The sequence below is a fragment of the Thioclava sp. FR2 genome, from assembly GCF_051200875.1.
Taxonomy (GTDB): Bacteria; Pseudomonadota; Alphaproteobacteria; order Rhodobacterales; family Rhodobacteraceae; genus Pseudotabrizicola.
The window spans coordinates 2,566,458-2,581,499 of sequence record NZ_CP195191.1 but is presented as its reverse complement, the minus strand read 5'-3'; the positions used below and the strand labels follow the sequence as shown (position 1 = coordinate 2,581,499).

The 15,042-nt window shown below is 58.3% G+C and carries 16 protein-coding genes; 4 read left to right on the top strand and 12 right to left on the bottom strand.

The window, feature by feature from the left end; all coding sequences use genetic code 11:
• Nucleotides 1-67: 67 nt before the first annotated feature.
• The 10 genes from ACSBLW_RS12580 to mutM form a co-directional block, all read right to left on the bottom strand.
• Nucleotides 68-688 carry a LysE family translocator gene (locus tag ACSBLW_RS12580; RefSeq protein ID WP_435256965.1) on the bottom strand — a complete coding sequence of 207 codons (621 nt, stop codon included), beginning with the start codon at nt 686-688 and terminating at the stop codon, nt 68-70.
• Nucleotides 689-692: 4 nt separating this feature from the next.
• Nucleotides 693-1,118, bottom strand: a complete 426-nt coding sequence (locus ACSBLW_RS12575; protein WP_435256964.1) for a VOC family protein — start codon at nt 1,116-1,118, stop codon at nt 693-695.
• The gene (gene recF, locus ACSBLW_RS12570; protein WP_435256963.1) at nt 1,115-2,203 is read right to left on the bottom strand and encodes a DNA replication/repair protein RecF; all 1,089 of its coding nucleotides are present in this window, start codon (nt 2,201-2,203) and stop codon (nt 1,115-1,117) included. Before recF ends, ACSBLW_RS12575 begins: the two co-directional genes overlap by 4 nt.
• A gap of 95 nt (nt 2,204-2,298) precedes the next feature.
• Nucleotides 2,299-3,417 carry a DNA polymerase III subunit beta gene (gene dnaN, locus ACSBLW_RS12565; protein WP_435256962.1) on the bottom strand — a complete coding sequence of 373 codons (1,119 nt, stop codon included), beginning with the start codon at nt 3,415-3,417 and terminating at the stop codon, nt 2,299-2,301.
• 169 nt (nt 3,418-3,586) lie between these two features.
• Nucleotides 3,587-4,393: a metallophosphoesterase family protein gene (locus tag ACSBLW_RS12560; RefSeq protein ID WP_435256961.1), complete on the bottom strand. Its 807-nt coding sequence runs from the start codon at nt 4,391-4,393 to the stop codon at nt 3,587-3,589.
• The gene (locus tag ACSBLW_RS12555) at nt 4,390-5,349 is read right to left on the bottom strand and encodes a diacylglycerol/lipid kinase family protein (protein ID WP_435256960.1); all 960 of its coding nucleotides are present in this window, start codon (nt 5,347-5,349) and stop codon (nt 4,390-4,392) included. Before ACSBLW_RS12555 ends, ACSBLW_RS12560 begins: the two co-directional genes overlap by 4 nt.
• Before the next feature lie 79 nt (nt 5,350-5,428).
• Nucleotides 5,429-6,811 (bottom strand): chromosomal replication initiator protein DnaA, encoded by a 1,383-nt coding sequence (gene dnaA / locus ACSBLW_RS12550; protein WP_435256959.1) that lies wholly within the window; start codon nt 6,809-6,811, stop codon nt 5,429-5,431.
• A gap of 527 nt (nt 6,812-7,338) precedes the next feature.
• Nucleotides 7,339-7,611, bottom strand: a complete 273-nt coding sequence (gene rpsT / locus ACSBLW_RS12545; protein ID WP_435256958.1) for a 30S ribosomal protein S20 — start codon at nt 7,609-7,611, stop codon at nt 7,339-7,341.
• Nucleotides 7,612-7,761: 150 nt separating this feature from the next.
• Nucleotides 7,762-8,538 (bottom strand): enoyl-CoA hydratase-related protein, encoded by a 777-nt coding sequence (locus tag ACSBLW_RS12540; protein ID WP_435256957.1) that lies wholly within the window; start codon nt 8,536-8,538, stop codon nt 7,762-7,764.
• A 73-nt stretch (nt 8,539-8,611) separates the two neighbouring features.
• Nucleotides 8,612-9,463, bottom strand: a complete 852-nt coding sequence (gene mutM, locus ACSBLW_RS12535) for a bifunctional DNA-formamidopyrimidine glycosylase/DNA-(apurinic or apyrimidinic site) lyase (RefSeq protein ID WP_435256956.1) — start codon at nt 9,461-9,463, stop codon at nt 8,612-8,614.
• A 139-nt stretch (nt 9,464-9,602) separates the two neighbouring features.
• On the opposite strand from mutM, the gene ubiE reads away from it, so the two are divergent.
• A complete protein-coding gene (ubiE, locus tag ACSBLW_RS12530; RefSeq protein ID WP_435256955.1) occupies nt 9,603-10,355 on the top strand; it encodes a bifunctional demethylmenaquinone methyltransferase/2-methoxy-6-polyprenyl-1,4-benzoquinol methylase UbiE in 753 nt (250 codons plus the stop codon).
• Between the two features lies 1 nt (nt 10,356).
• Nucleotides 10,357-11,886: a 2-polyprenylphenol 6-hydroxylase gene (gene ubiB / locus ACSBLW_RS12525; protein ID WP_435256954.1), complete on the top strand. Its 1,530-nt coding sequence runs from the start codon at nt 10,357-10,359 to the stop codon at nt 11,884-11,886.
• A gap of 1 nt (nt 11,887) precedes the next feature.
• On the opposite strand, the gene ACSBLW_RS12520 is transcribed toward ubiB, so the two are convergent.
• Nucleotides 11,888-12,547 carry a flagellar hook capping FlgD N-terminal domain-containing protein gene (locus tag ACSBLW_RS12520; RefSeq protein WP_435256953.1) on the bottom strand — a complete coding sequence of 220 codons (660 nt, stop codon included), beginning with the start codon at nt 12,545-12,547 and terminating at the stop codon, nt 11,888-11,890.
• 11 nt (nt 12,548-12,558) lie between these two features.
• Nucleotides 12,559-14,250: a flagellar hook-length control protein FliK gene (locus ACSBLW_RS12515; RefSeq protein WP_435256952.1), complete on the bottom strand. Its 1,692-nt coding sequence runs from the start codon at nt 14,248-14,250 to the stop codon at nt 12,559-12,561.
• 113 nt (nt 14,251-14,363) lie between these two features.
• On the opposite strand from ACSBLW_RS12515, the gene ACSBLW_RS12510 reads away from it, so the two are divergent.
• Nucleotides 14,364-14,636 carry a rod-binding protein gene (locus tag ACSBLW_RS12510; protein WP_435256951.1) on the top strand — a complete coding sequence of 91 codons (273 nt, stop codon included), beginning with the start codon at nt 14,364-14,366 and terminating at the stop codon, nt 14,634-14,636.
• Nucleotides 14,629-14,949 carry a hypothetical protein gene (locus ACSBLW_RS12505; RefSeq protein WP_435256950.1) on the top strand — a complete coding sequence of 107 codons (321 nt, stop codon included), beginning with the start codon at nt 14,629-14,631 and terminating at the stop codon, nt 14,947-14,949. The genes ACSBLW_RS12510 and ACSBLW_RS12505 overlap by 8 nt, the downstream gene beginning before the upstream one ends.
• The last annotated feature ends 93 nt before the right edge of the window (nt 14,950-15,042 follow it).

Below are 15,042 nucleotides of genomic sequence, written 5' to 3'. Positions count from 1 at the left end.
CAAATTGCCCGCGATTTATAGCGGTTGGGGCGGGGAATGTCACCCCTTGGACACAAGATTTAGCGGCTTAGGTGAACGGAATGACCATGCCAACCAATACCAACAAAACCCCGCTTCCAATGTTCAGGCGGCGCAGGGATTCGGGGCTGGACAGCAAACGCCGCGCTCGGTCTAGAAACAGCGCTAAACCCAGATTGCCAATCATCGGGATGATGGCCGAAACCGCGATGATCGCGGCAATATCCACAGGCGTCACGCGGCTCAGGTCAAAGAACCCCGGCAGAAAGCCCATATAGAACAGAATGGCCTTCGGGTTGCCGATCACCGCCGCAACACCCACCGAAAACCCCGCCCAAATCCCGGGGCGCGTCAGTCGGCTGTCGGCACCGGGTTTCACTGGGGGCTTCAGGATCAAAAGCACCCCCATCACGATAAACACGCCCGCCGCAATCCAACGCATCAGCGACAGCAGGTCGCCATAGACCGACAGGACCCAAGCCAGCCCCATGATCGCGCAGAACGGCCAGATCAGATCACCAAGGGCCACGCCCACGGCCAAGGGCCAAGCCCCCGCTATGCCGCCCGACAAGGCGCGCGCCGTCAGGGCCACCCAAACCGGGCCGGGCACAACCCACAGGCCAACCATGGCCAGCGCATAAAGCGCCAATTGATGCAGCGTGATGGTCATGAAATCACTCCGGCAGGGTCAGGCTGCCATCTTCGGCCAAGGGCCAGAACGGGTTCATCGCAACTTCCCAGACATGGCCGTCAAGGTCCGCCCAATACCCCGAATAGCCGCCCCAAAATACTTTCTCCGGACGTTTCAACGCCACTCCACCTGCGGCGAGCGCCGCCTCAAAGGCCGCATCCACCTCGGCCTCGGTCGCGAAATTCTGTGCCAGCGTGATGGCCCCGGTGCCCAAGGCGGCCCCCGGTCGTCCCTGATCGGCAGCAAGATCCTCTCGGCCAAAAAGCCCCAAGACCAGACCGTTCATCTGGTAAAAGGCGACACCTTCTTGCGCCCCATGCTCGCGCCAGCCCAGCCGTGCGTAAAACGCCTTCGCCGCAGCCAGATCGGCCACGCCCAAGGTAATCAGGGTCACGCGCTGCGGGGTCATTCGCTTACCTTTGACACGCCACCATCCTCGGTGACGGCAAAGCTTTGCGCCCTTTCCCCAAGGCTGTCAAACAGGCCCGGCTCGGTCCCCGTCATGATCGCCTGCGCCCCCAAGGCGCAAATCTCATCATAAAGCGCGGCCCGGCGTCCCTCATCCAGATGTGCGGCCACCTCGTCCAGAAGCACAATCGGCGCCCGCCCCAGATCGGCGGCCAGTGCGCGGGCATTGGCAAGGATCAGGCTGATCAACAGCGCCTTTTGCTCTCCCGTCGAACATTGCGCCGCAGGAACCCCCTTTGCGGCGAAGACGCCCGACAAATCGGCCCGATGCGGCCCGGCCAAGGTGCGCCCTGCCGCCATATCGCGCCGCCGCCCTTCGGCCCATGCGTCCGCCCAATCCTCTGGCGACGGTTCCGGAAAAACCACGTCCAACTCGGCGCGGGGAAACGCGGTCTCCGCCCCCTCTTGCGCCGCCATCAATCGGCTGACCGCAGCCGCGCGATTGGCATCAATCCGCACTGCCGCCTCGGACATCTGCGATTCCAAAGCCCCATACCAATGCGGATCGGCCACATTGTCCTTCAACAGCCGGTTGCGGTCCCGCATCGCCTTTTCATAGGCTAAGACCGCCTCGCCATGGTCCGGGGCAAAACTCAGCGTCATCCGGTCCAGAAACCGCCGCCGCCCCTCGGCCGCCTCAATCCAAAGCCGGTCCATTGACGGGACCAACCACAAAACCCGGGCGATCTGCCCCAGATAGGCCTGTGTCGTGGCCTTGCCATCGACCTTCACAAACCGCGCCTCACCGCCTTCGGCCCCGGTTTCCACCGCGTGTTCCCCGGCCAATCCGCGCAGATCGGCCAAGACTTTCCAGCCCAGAACCTCGGGCCGGCGCGCCAATTCCTCTGCCCCGGCCCGACGCATCCCGCGGCCCGGTGACAGCAGGCTCACCGCCTCCAGAACATTGGTTTTCCCAGCCCCGTTCGGCCCGTGCAAGGCCACCGGCCGGCCATCAAAGGCCAGCCGAGTCACCCGATGGCTGCGAAAGTGCAGAAGCTGCAACTGGGTGATCGCAAGCCCGCTCACACCCTTCCCCTTTATCTTGGTTCAAATATCCCGGGGGTCAGCGTCTTGGCCCCGGCCAAGACGCGAAAGGGGGCAGCGCCCCCTTCCTGCCTCGGTCAGACACGCATCGGCATCACGACATAGATTGCGCTGGTGTCATTGCCCTCGCGCATCAAGGTCGGATCGCCCGAGGAGTTGAACATGAACACGGCATTCTCACGGTCCACCTGGCTTGCGATTTCCAGCAGGTATTTCGCGTTGAACCCGATCTCCAGCCGCTCGTCGCCATAGGCCACGGCCAGTTCTTCCTCTGCCGCGCCACTGTCTGGCGAATTGACTGACAGCACCAGACGATCCTCATCAAGGCTCATCTTCACCGCCCGCGAGCGTTCGCTGGAAACGGTGGCCACACGGTCAACGGCCTTGGCAAACTCGCTCGCATCCACTTCCAGCCGCCGGGTGTTTCCCATCGGGATCACGCGGGTATAATCGGGGAAGGTGCCGTCAATGACCTTCGAGGTCAGCGTGATCGCCGGTGTCGCAAAACGCACCTTGGTTTCGCTGACCGAAACCGCAATCGTCGCCTCGTCATCGTCCAACAGTTTGCGCAACTCGCCTACGGTCTTGCGCGGCACGATCACGCCCGGCATCCCCGACGCGCCCTCTGGCAAATCCGCATCAATCCGCGCCAAACGGTGACCATCGGTCGCCACAGCCCGCAACACCGGGCCGCCCTCGCCGGTCGAGACGTGGAAATACACACCATTCAGGTAATAGCGCGTCTCTTCAGTCGAAATCGCGAACTTCGCCTTGTCGAACAGGCGGCGCAGCACCGGCGCAGGGGCCGAGAAATTCGACGAATATTCCGAGGTCGCCATGACCGGGAAATCTTCTTTCGGCAGCGTCGCAAGGCTAAAGGTCGACCGCCCCGCCGTGATCGTCAAACGCCCCGAGGCCGGGTCTTCGCTCAAGGAGACCAGCGCCCCATCCGGCAATTTCCGGATGATCTCGTGCAGCATTACGGCGGAAACCGTCGTGGCCCCGGCGCGCTCCACCATGGCGGGCGTGCGATCCACCACTTCAATATCCAGATCGGTCGCCCGGAAGCTGACCTGATCGCCCTCGGCCTCGATCAGCACATTGGCCAGAATCGGAATCGTGTTGCGGCGTTCCACAACGGATTGGGCTTGGGACAGCGCCTTCAAAAGCGTGCCACGTTCGATCGAGAGCTTCATTCTTCCATCCCCTAGCCGGGTCAAACAGGGACGCCGACTTTACCCGGCTTTTGCCGGTCTACAAGTGTTTCCGGCGACATTGTGGGGCTTTGGCGTCAAGGTCAAGGGCAGGGCGCCCATTCCGGCGCCCGTCAGGCCAAGCAGGTGGTGTTTGTGCCGCAACCGAACCCTAGGCCCGCAGATACCAAAGGTCGCCTTTGCGCGAAAAGCGGTGGGTCTCTTTTGGTCCAAAAACGGCCTGATCTTCGTTGACCAGCCAAGGTGTGACAGAAACCTCGTTCGCCTGAATATCCAGAACGGAAAAGCCGTGATCGACTTCCCCCTCCCGCGCACAAAGCGCCGTTCCGGTCTGAACCATCAGAACCGGGCGGGGAGACCCTTGCGCGATTCCCAAGCCAATCTCCCAACTGTGCAGATGCCCAGACAAGACAATCCGAACACCGGTATTGATCAGGCCGGGAAGCGCTTCGGCGGCCCCCTTCGTCTCGCCACGGTCAAACCCCGGCGGCTCTTTCAGGGGATGGTGACAGACAAGAACCGCACAGGTCGTACGATCGTCAAATGTCGACAAATCGGCCCTGATCCTTGCCACGTCGTCGTCCCGCAAGATCCCGCCACGCCATTGCAGGGGGTCGGCCGTATTCGCGGTCACCACTTTCAACGGCCCAAGATCATTGTCACTGGTCGTCGGCAGGCCGGTGCCTTTGCGCCAATTGCGAAACGGTGACAATAGCCGCTTTGGCAGGTTGAACAGGGGGACATCATGGTTCCCCGGCACCACCGTAAACGGGCGCCCCAATGCGTTCAGGAACGCCATAGCCTTGCGAAACTGGTCGACCCTGCCGCGATGCGTCAAATCACCCGAAACGACAACCAAGTCAGGTTCCGTCAGGCGCACCGCCCGCATCAGGGGGTTCACAAATTCGACCCGTTCCTGTCCGAAATGAAGGTCCGTCAGATGTACAATCCGCGTCATGCCACCTTTCCTGCCAGATCTACCGGCTTGTTTTCGATCGCCGGGGCAACGATCCGCAACGCATTTGGCAAAACTCTCAAGTTCAAAGGCATCGTCATGGGCCCTTGTTCGCCATCAAGGGCCACCTTCCTTTTCATATGCCCGGTTTCAAGCACCACGTCATCGCCGACGACCAGTTCAAAATCGTCGCCACGGGCAACACGACCCAAGGCCAGCCGCATAGACCCGCCAACCAGCCCGCCGCGCGACTGTGCCTTGGCAATGAACAGCACGAACTTTCCGGCCCTTACGGCCTCGGCGCCCTCAAGCCCAAGGCTTTCAAGTTGAAAGGCACTGCGCGCCACAAAGGCCAGATGGGTCACATAGTCCCGACTCAATCCCTGTGACCGAACCGTCAGCCGCATCGGGCGATACAAATCCCGCAGGCCCACCAGCACAGACCAATAGGCCGCAAACCTGCTGCGCCCCCAGCGATGATAAATGTCTTCGCGGGTGTCCAGAATTTTCGGATAAAGCCCAAGGCTTGCATTGTTCAAGAAGATCCGGTCGTTCACCTGACCAACATCGCGGGCCAGAATCTGGCCACTGGAAATCGCCGCCAGCGCCTTTTCCATCGTGTCTAATCCCAGTTCCCGGGCGAAATAGTTGAACGTGCCCCCCGGCAGGACAGCCATCGCCGCGCCGCTATTCGTCACCGCATTGGCGATTGCGGCCTGCGTGCCGTCCCCTCCAAGGCCAGCGACCACGTCAAACCCCTCGGCAATCGCCTGCCGGGCCACTTGGGTAATCATCGCCCCATTTCGAACCGGAATTTCGCGAAGATCTTGTACCAGCGGGCGCAGGGTGTCGTGAACGATCAATCCGTTGCGATGTGCGTCTTTCTTTCCCGCCCCCCCATTGGTGATCAGGGCAAGCCTGCAAGACTTCAGGTCCAGCGGTTCAAGCTGTTGATACATCACACATCCCCAAAGGCCCGCAATTCGGCCTACGGGGTGTCAATGCAAAAAGGGCAGGATGGGTTCCCTGATCTGACGATCAGCTTTGCAGCAAACGCTTCAGCAGCTGAATATCGTCAGCCATCTGGCTGTCTGCCGCCATCAGTTCGTCGATCTTGCGAATGCCATGCATGATTGTCGTGTGATCACGGCCTCCAAAACGACGGCCGATTTCCGGCAACGACCGGCTGGTCAATTGCTTGCACAGATACATCGCCACTTGGCGCGGACGTGCAATGGTGCGCAGGCGCTTTGGCCCGATCATATCGGACAGGCGCACATTGTAATGCTCGGCCACCTTACGCTGAATCTCTTCGATCGACAGGCGCTTTTCCGAGGTCCGCAGAATGTCGGACAAACATTCCTGCACCAGATCCAGATCAATCTCGCGACCAACCAGCGAGGCAAAGGCGTAAAGACGCATCAACGCACCTTCCAGCACGCGAACGTTGGTGGTGATCCGGTGCGCAAGGAATTCCAGCACGCCCGGCGACAGGGTCAGGCCGCGATACTGGTTGCGGTAATGCTCGACCTTGGACTGAAGGATACCCAGACGCAGCTCGTAATCGGTGGGGTGCAGGTCAACGACCAGCCCGCATTGCAGGCGGCTCTTGATCCGCTCTTCCAGATCCTTGATCTCGCCTGGCGCACGGTCAGCCGAAATCACGATCTGCTTGTTCTGGTCCACCAGCGCGTTGAAGGTGTGGAAGAACTCTTCCTGAGTGCTGTCCTTGCCGGCAATGAACTGCACATCATCGACCATCAGCACGTCAACCGACCGGAACAGCTCCTTGAAATCCATGATCTGCTTGTCGCGCAGCGCCTGCACAAAGCGGTACATGAACTGCTCGGCTGACAGGTACAGCACGCGCAGATCCGGGCGCTTTTGCTGCAATTCATGCGCGATCGCATGCATCAGGTGCGTCTTACCCAGACCAACGCCGCCATAAAGGAACAGCGGGTTAAAGGTAACAGGGCCACCTTCGGCCACCCGACGTGCCGCCGCATGGGCCAATTCGTTGGGCTTGCCCACGACGAACGAATCAAACGTAAAGCGCGATTCCAGCTGTGCACCCGCCACCTCGTCCGCGCTGCCATTCCGCAGCGGCAACCGCCTTGCCGCAACCGGAGCAGCCGGTGACTGCCCTATGGTTTCCGCCCGCTTCACCGCAGGGCGCGCCGCTTGCGCAACCGAAAACTCGATACGGTCCACAGGATTTCCAGCCTTGGCCAATTGACCACGAATATGGTCCGAGAAATTTCGGGATACCCAGTCGCCAAAGAACGTCGTCGGCACTTCGAAACGGGCGACACCGTTCTTCAGATCAGACAAACGCAGCGGTTCGATCCATGTCTTATAGTTGTTCGAACCGACCCGCTTGATCAGTTCTTCCCGGACCTTCCCCCACGCTTCGTTCGGCATTCTCTCGACCTGTTTCACGTTTCTTGTCATCATCCGGCACACGGCGCCTCGCCGGGCCAACCTCCCGCATCACTCACAGCCAAAACGCACTGCAAACACTGCGGAAAAAATCCACATGTGCTTTACAATGCGTGACGGCGGGACAAGCGCTAAGAGCTTCCACCCGGCCAAGGCCCGGCGAATCTACACACTGTGCGGGATTTTCCGCGCAGACTGCATAACCCCTTGGCATGAAACAGAAAACCGATTCGGAAACTGGCAGCAACCGGGCTCGATTTTCGCTTCACACCACGTCATGTCCCCCAAGACGATGTGAATCGCACCCCTACGCTAACAAGCCCGTGATCGGCTCTGCAATCGAACTCTTTGGTTGACATACGAATGGCGTGACCGAATCCGAGACCCTCTGGCAAATCCGCAACGCACCCCGCGGATTCTCTATGAAATTGCCATCAGGCATGGAAAAGGGCGCCCCAAACTTCGGGGCGCCCTTGACAGAAATTCAGAAAATGGTCGTGCCGTCCGACTCAGGCCTTGACGGCCAAAGCCTTCACGCGCGAGGCCAGACGCGACACTTTGCGCGAGGCGGTGTTCTTGTGCATCACGCCCTTGGTGACGCCACGGGCCAGTTCAGGCTGAGCGTTTTTCAGAGCTTCGGCAGCAGCAGCAGCGTCGCCCGAAGCAATGGCTTCTTCAACCTTGCGAACATAGGTGCGGATGCGCGAACGACGGGCCTTGTTAACGGCATACTTCGCTTCCGACTGGCGGGCGCGTTTTTTGGACTGTTCGGTATTAGCCATGGGCGTCTCGATTCTTTCGGTCTTCGTGTTTCACTGTCGCACGTAAAGACCGAAGGCACCGTTCCTCGGAACGGATTCGATTCTTGCCAAAGCGGGCCCACGCGCATGTAGGGCGGGGCTATAGGGCAAACTGGCAAGAATGGAAAGACGTTATTTGTCGCGGAACTGCGGTTGGCGCTTTTCAAGGAAAGCCGCCATGCCTTCCTTCTGATCTTCGGTCGCGAACAGGGCATAGAAGGCGCGGCGTTCGTAAAGAAGACCTTCCGAAAGCCCGACTTCTTGCGATCGGTTCACGCATTCCTTGACGACCATTGCCGTCACCATCGACTTCTCGACGATCTTCTGCGCCACTTTATGCGCTTCCGTCATCAAATCTTTTGCCGGGAAAATCCGGCTGACCAAACCGCAACGTTCGGCCTCGACCGCATCCATGAAGCGGCCCGTCAAATGCATGTCCATCGACTTTGATTTGCCCACCAGACGCGTCAGGCGCTGTGTTCCGCCCAGCCCCGCAACCACGCCCAGATTGATCTCGGGCTGGCCGAACTTGGCCGTATCGGCAGCAAGGATGAAATCGCACATCATCGCCAATTCGCACCCGCCACCCAGACAGTATCCCGCCACGGCGGCAATCGTCGGCTTGCGGACCTTGGCAATCGCTTCGGCCTCGGCCGTGAACAGATTGTCGAACAGAACCTCGGTATAGGTCTTGTCCGCCATCTCTTTGATGTCGGCACCGGCGGCAAAGGCCTTGTCCGAACCTGCAAGGACGATGCAGCGCGTGTTTGGGTCTGCATCCGCCGCAGTCATGGCCGCTGCCAGCTCGGTCATCAGCTTGGCATTCAGCGCATTCATTGCGTCAGGCCGGTTCAGCCGGATGAGGGTAACATAGTCCTCAACCTCGACGATCAGCGTTTCATAGGCCATGAGCAGCTTCCCCTTGCGGATCACGTGGCCGTGACTCCTACCATCAAATGCGCGGATGACAAGTCGCCCTGAATTATCGCTGGCAGTGCGGGCAATAGAACGATGACCGCCCAGATTGCACGACACGCGCGATCTTGGCCCCACATCCCTCGGTCTGGCAGGGCTGACCTTCGCGGTCATAAACCCTGAAAACATGCTGGAAATAGCCCAATTCACCATCTGCCTGGCGATAGTCCCGCAGGCTGCTTCCCCCGGCTTCGATGGCCTCGTTTAGCACCTCACGAACAATCGGCACCAAGGATGCGACGCGTGCAGCACTGATCTTGCCTGCCTGCTTCTTGGGCGAAATTCCTGCACGAAACAGCACTTCGCAAACATAGATGTTGCCCAGACCGGCCACCAAATGCTGGTCCAGCAAGGCCGATTTGATCGGGCTGGCCTTCCCCTTCAGCTTTGCCACCAGATAAGATTCGTCAAAGGCATTGCCCAAAGGCTCTGGTCCCAAGGCGGCCAGCAAGGGGTGTGCCTCGGCGGTTTCCGTGGGCAACAGATCCATCGCCCCAAATCGGCGCGCGTCATTGAACGTGACCCGCGCCCCCCCCTCCATATGCAGCACCACATGATCGTGCTTTTGCGGGGCGGGGTGGTCCTGATGAAACTCGCCCAGCATCACACCCGAAATCAGCATCCGCCCTGACATGCCCAGATGGATCAGCGCCGTTTCTCCGGTCGACAGATCGGCAAGGATATATTTCGACCGCCGCCGCAGTCCCAGAACCCGCGCCCCCGTCAGCCGGTCGGCCATGCCTGCCGGAAAGGGCCAGCGAAGACCGTCGCGGTTGACCTCGGCCCGCTCGATGATGCGGCCCGTCATCACCGGTTCCAAGCCGCGGCGCACGGTTTCTACCTCGGGCAATTCTGGCATTTCGGGCTCCTGAAAGGGCGGATCACTGTCTGTACAGGGGGTGTACAGAGGGTGACATGCTGTTTCGGACAGGGCGACGCATTGCAGCGCCGCGATTGCGCCCTATAAGAAGGGGCGGAATGACAAAAGGGCAAGGCCCATGAACGACGACACCCAAAGCACCACCCATTTCGGCTATCAGACTGTTCCCGAAGGGGAAAAAGCCGGAATGGTGCATGGCGTCTTTACCCGCGTGGCCAGCAAGTACGACATCATGAACGACTTGATGTCGATGGGAATCCACCGGGTCTGGAAAGACGCGATGATGGATTGGCTGGCCCCAAGACCGGGACAACGCCTACTAGATGTAGCAGGCGGCACTGGCGATGTCGCCTTCCGCTTTCTGGGCCGCGCCAAGCAGGGCTCGGCCGTTGTCTGCGATATGACAGAGTCGATGCTGGTGGCCGGGCGTCAGCGGGCCGAGGCCGACAATCTGGCGGAAAGCCTGGACTGGGTTGTTGGCGACGCCATGCAATTACCTTTTGAATCCAATAGTTTCGATGTCTACACGATCAGCTTTGGTATTCGGAACGTGACCCGCATTCCCGATGCACTGCGCGAGGCTTATCGCGTTTTGCGCCCGGGCGGCCGTCTGATGGTTTTGGAATTCAGCCAGATTCCGAATGATCTGATGCAGAAAGCCTATGATCTTTATTCCTTCAACGTGATCCCAGTGATGGGTCAAATTGTTGCCGGGGATCGGGACAGCTATCAATATCTGGTAGAAAGCATCCGCAAGTTTCCCGATCAGGATACTTTCGCCACCATGATCCGCAGCGCGGGCTTTGATCAGGTCAAATATCGTAATCTTTCCATGGGCATAGCGGCCCTTCACTCTGGCTGGAAGATCTGATTTGCGCGGGCCTCACAACATCTGGCGGCTTGTCCGCACGCTCGCGACACTGGAACGCACCGGTGCCATCGGTGTGGTGCTGGAGGCGTTCCGCGCCCCCCCGAGAATCCGCGTTCTTGCTCGGATTTTAGGGTGGCCTTTCAAACCCTTAGGCCTTAAAGGCGACCCGGATCTGCCCCCCGCGACCCGGGCTCTGACAGCCCTTGGTCCGGCCTATATCAAGTTTGGCCAAATCCTTTCGACCCGACCAGATATCGTCGGCGATGAACTCGCCGAGCAACTGAAATACCTGCAAGACAAACTCCCGCCTTTTCCAACAGACATCGCAAAACGAATGGTTGCGGAAGAGTTGGAAGTTCCCGTGAATGAGATTTTCAGCGAATTCTCTGACGCCGTTGCTGCGGCTTCAATCGCGCAAGTCCACCGCGCGCGTTTGGCTGACACGGGTGCCGAGGTCGCCGTCAAAGTACTGCGTCCAGGGATCGAACGTGCGTTTCGGCGGGACATTGATGCCTTTTATCTTGCCGCGCAAACCATTGAACTGATTGCTCCTTCTTCGCGTCGCTTGCGCCCGATGGACGTGATTGCCCATTTCGAAGGCGTCGTTATGGGCGAGTTGGATTTCCGGCTTGAATCCAGTGCCGCCTCTGAATTCGCTGCAAATACTGCCAATGATGAAGGATTTCAGGTGCCCGAACCGGTGTGGTATTTGTCCGGCAGAACGGTGATGACTCTTGGCTGGGCAGAAGGCATCGCGCTGAAAGACAATGCAGCCATTGATGCTGCCGGCCATGATAGACGGATTCTGGGTGCCCGCGTCCTGCAGTTGTTTCTGAACCACGCGCTGCGCGACGGATATTTCCACGCCGATATGCACCAAGGCAATCTGAAGGTCGCAGCGAATGGTGATATTATCGCCTATGATTTCGGGATCATGGGGCGGATAGACGAATATACGCGCCGTGTTTATGCCGAGATATTGTTTGGCTTTATTCGCAAAGATTATCGTCGCGTCGCCGAAGTGCATTTCGAAGCAGGCTATGTGCCTGCAGATCGGGACATTGACGAATTTGCACGGGCGCTGCGCGCGGTTGGCGAACCTATCTTCGGGATGGATGCGAGCCGAATCAGTATGGCACGGCTCTTGGCCTATCTCTTCGAAGTTACAGAACGTTTCGGGATGGAGACGCGGACAGAGCTTATCCTGTTGCAGCGCACGATGGTCGTTGTTGAGGGCGTGGCTCGCGGATTGGACCCACATATCAACATCTGGGAAGTCGCCAAGCCAATCGTGGAAAGCTACATATCCAAGAACGTTGGCCCAGCTGCTCTGTTGCGCGATCTGGCGCAAACGGCACGCGTCTTGGCACGTTTCGGCCCAAAGCTTCCCCGCATGGTAGAGCAGGCGCTTATTCGCCAAGCGGATATGCCGCCGCCAGTGGTTCGGCCATCGCGGCTAAGGACGGTAGGTCAGGCTATGGTTCTGGGCGTTGCTTTAGCTGCCGCTGTTTGGGTGGGAACACAGATTTAATCTAGGATCCCGGTGGAACGCGGAGCGCTGTTATTTCTGTTGCGGCGACTTCGACACCGCCCTCCAGAACAATTTTCGTTCCACCGATTCCGCCTTGAGCTTCGAGAATGCGCGCATAGTGCTCAACCGAGTCTGCGATCAGCAAAGTGTCGCGATAGTAGCTTTCGACCGATAGATCGTAGAGGCCGCTTGCAAGGGGCGCCCCGGTCGCATCAACGGGCTGCCACTCGTAATTTTCTGCAGAAATCGGCAACTCCTCACGCGAAACGATCTGTCCCGCTTTGTCTCGAACCACAAGCACAACCCTGTCTGCTGTTGCTGCCGGATTGGGTGACAATGTGATCGGTTCGCCATGCACATAGACTTTCCCTGAAGCACGAGCTTCTTGTCCAACCCACCCTGCTAGCTGGGACATCGACATGATGCCAAATAGTTGTTGCATGGATTCCAACAGTTGGTTGGTCTTTACCGATTGCTCCACGTTAGAGAAGGTCGCAAGCTGGACGGCGTAGTCTGACGCTTCGATGGGATTCAATGGATCCTGGTTTTGCATCTGTGTGGTCAGCATCTTGAGAAAAGTCTGAAAATCCGACGTGAGTCCACCCGATGACGCGGCAGTCTGGTTCGTTCTGGACGGGTTGGAAGTCTGAGAAATGTCCATCTGTTTTCCTTTCAAAGGCGAATGTGGAGCCGCCCTTGCATCGGCGTGTTGCAAGATAAGAAATGCGTACTGTCTGGCGCCGCATCCCGTTGATCGGGACTTTGGTTCCCGCCGGTCGTCTGCGGTTCTGATTTTGAACGCTGACTCCAGCTTCCGAAACTTAGCGACCCTTGAGACAAGCCCATTTGACGCAATTCGTTTAGAAGCGAGTCAGCATTTCGGCGTAGTAGTTCAAGTGTTTCGCCGCGCTCCGCGAACACCCTGATTGATGTCTGATCGTCTTGCGTGGTGATTTCGAACTTCAGCTTTCCCAATTCGTCCGGCGTCAGAGTGAGCTCGGTTGTCTGTGACTGTTCTGTCGAAACACTGCGAACTATCGCCTCGATTGTCTGCGACACCACGGCGTCTCTGTAAGCTGCATAGGCTTGCGGATGCTTTCCTGCCACGTCGAGAAAACTATCGGTTGTCGACGTCAAATGCCCGGCCTGATTGCCTGACGAGAACAAGCTCCCCTCGCCCAGCACGACCGATTCTGAGATCTGGCCAATGTAGCCTGCATCAGAGATTGTTTTGATGTCTTGGAATGTCCCTGCATTCGCGTCATTTCGGAATCGATCTGTCGTCCGAAGCGATCCGCTGACGGAAGCGCCGACCTTTAGCGAGTTCGCGCCTGGACTGATCCTGGTCGACAGGTCGGTCTGATTAACATTTTGATTTGAGCTTAGAGTGCCTTGATCGCCTGAAACGAGCGCCGGCAAGAAAGCCGTGAGCGCAGCAGCCGAAACGGGCCCGGAACCCTGAGATTTGGCAGGTGTCGCGGCCTGCGAAGTGGAAATTGGCCCTGCCGTGGGTCGGGCATCTTCGGCAGCTTTCGCCTGATCCAAACCGGACCGCAGACTGAAAGTCTTGATGGGGTGGATTTCTGGTTCGTTAGCCTCAACAAGCGCAGATTGCGGAGGCAAGAGTTGCCGCGCATTCACTGTACCTGCTGCTTTTGGCGGAACTGAAGGATCCTGAGAGAACTCGTCGTTGCTAATCTGCGCTTTCGTTTGTGAATCGGACGGATTGGAAGAGGCGTTGGCGGTAGGTGCTTCCGGGGAGGCATTCGAAGCTGATACAGGATTTATTTTCGCAATAAACGCGGCCTGAATGTCCGAGCGTTGGCGCTCTCCCTCTCCCCTACCCACGATCGGAAACCAGCCGTGATGTTCATCGGGGTTGCCCGGCGCTACAGATCCTTCTGCCAAGTGCTCTATGGGCGCTCGGACCTGACTAGCCGTATCAGTTGGAACTGCTGGCCCATCAGGGCGCATCGTTTCTTCTGAACTGAAGGCAAGGGATGCGGTATCGCTATCTTGATCCCCAAGATTTCGGCCCAACAGATCAGTCTGGAGGGTAGAAGTCGCACCACCCGTGGACGGATCAATTTGGACGGGCTCTGCAGCATCCTCAGATTGCGATGTACTTGACCGGTCCCGATCTTTCTCGCTTGAGGTATCTGTTCCGCTTACCGAACCTTCTCGGGCTTCGGCTGATGACTTTGTGACCTTTACCTCTAGCCGCGAAAACGCTTCGCCAAAGGTTCCTCCATCTGCACCGTGCTGTGATGCGTCTGAAGATGTTGTTCTTCGCGAAATTTGGCTCTGATCACTTGGAAGTCCCGCTTTGGCGGCGGACCACGACAGTTCTTTTGCGATCTGCATTCTGCATCCCACGAGTGGCTTGGTCGACTGCTCTAATGGGCCCTGAAATGCTTACCACTTGTTTACCGCCTTTTCAGATAGTTGGGACAATTCAATCAAAATCCGAGGCTAAAATGGAAATAGCAAATGCACCGTCCTTGCCCGACAGGTCTCAGGCTCTTCGAGAAAAGGCGCGGGAACTTGAAACGGCCTTTCTGGCAGAAATGTTGACTCATATGCAGCCGGAAGCCGCCTCCGAGGGTTTCGACGGCGGCATGGGAGAGCAGCAATTCGGCTCTTTCCTTCGCCACACCCAAGCCAAGGCTATTGTTGACAAGGGAGGAGTAGGATTGGCGGAAATGATCTTTGCCTCGCTGATCAAGTCAGAGGGGGGAGCAAATGTCTGAATCAGTGGAATCCCTGCTCGACGACATCCACGCAGCCCTTCTTACAGGTCGCTTTGCCGAGTTGGCATCGCTGACCGAAGCGCTCGAAATTGACGCTGAGGCTTTGTCCAGCAATAACGCTTCGATGACCGCAGCGGTCAGAACAAAGGCACTTCGCAATGAAAAATGTCTGCTTGCGGCATTGCGCGGCCTTCGGTCGGCGCATAGCCGTGTCGAAGAGATCACCAAGGCCACGCAGGGTCTGACCACTTACAGCGTGAACGGCTGCCTTTCAGTTTTAAGCGTCAAACCCAAGCCGGGAAGGCGTTTCTGATTTTCATCAAATCCCAGACGAGAAGTATTTTGGAATTCATTTGTGGTTAGGTTTTCAACGCTCAGATGACCACAGCGCCCCAAGGCTGGGGTG

What these genes read in the sequence shown, in the direction of transcription:
- ACSBLW_RS12580 (WP_435256965.1), bottom strand. Translation starts at nt 688, where the DNA reads ATGACCATCACGCTGCATCAATTGGCGCTTTATGCGCTGGCCATGGTT.
- ACSBLW_RS12575 (WP_435256964.1), bottom strand. Translation starts at nt 1,118, where the DNA reads ATGACCCCGCAGCGCGTGACCCTGATTACCTTGGGCGTGGCCGATCTG.
- dnaN (WP_435256962.1), bottom strand. Translation starts at nt 3,417, where the DNA reads ATGAAGCTCTCGATCGAACGTGGCACGCTTTTGAAGGCGCTGTCCCAA.
- ACSBLW_RS12560 (WP_435256961.1), bottom strand. Translation starts at nt 4,393, where the DNA reads ATGACGCGGATTGTACATCTGACGGACCTTCATTTCGGACAGGAACGG.
- ACSBLW_RS12555 (WP_435256960.1), bottom strand. Translation starts at nt 5,349, where the DNA reads ATGTATCAACAGCTTGAACCGCTGGACCTGAAGTCTTGCAGGCTTGCC.
- dnaA (WP_435256959.1), bottom strand. Translation starts at nt 6,811, where the DNA reads ATGCCGAACGAAGCGTGGGGGAAGGTCCGGGAAGAACTGATCAAGCGG.
- rpsT (WP_435256958.1), bottom strand. Translation starts at nt 7,611, where the DNA reads ATGGCTAATACCGAACAGTCCAAAAAACGCGCCCGCCAGTCGGAAGCG.
- ACSBLW_RS12540 (WP_435256957.1), bottom strand. Translation starts at nt 8,538, where the DNA reads ATGGCCTATGAAACGCTGATCGTCGAGGTTGAGGACTATGTTACCCTC.
- mutM (WP_435256956.1), bottom strand. Translation starts at nt 9,463, where the DNA reads ATGCCAGAATTGCCCGAGGTAGAAACCGTGCGCCGCGGCTTGGAACCG.
- ubiE (WP_435256955.1), top strand. Translation starts at nt 9,603, where the DNA reads ATGAACGACGACACCCAAAGCACCACCCATTTCGGCTATCAGACTGTT.
- ACSBLW_RS12520 (WP_435256953.1), bottom strand. Translation starts at nt 12,547, where the DNA reads ATGGACATTTCTCAGACTTCCAACCCGTCCAGAACGAACCAGACTGCC.
- ACSBLW_RS12515 (WP_435256952.1), bottom strand. Translation starts at nt 14,250, where the DNA reads ATGCAGATCGCAAAAGAACTGTCGTGGTCCGCCGCCAAAGCGGGACTT.
- ACSBLW_RS12510 (WP_435256951.1), top strand. Translation starts at nt 14,364, where the DNA reads ATGGAAATAGCAAATGCACCGTCCTTGCCCGACAGGTCTCAGGCTCTT.
- ACSBLW_RS12505 (WP_435256950.1), top strand. Translation starts at nt 14,629, where the DNA reads ATGTCTGAATCAGTGGAATCCCTGCTCGACGACATCCACGCAGCCCTT.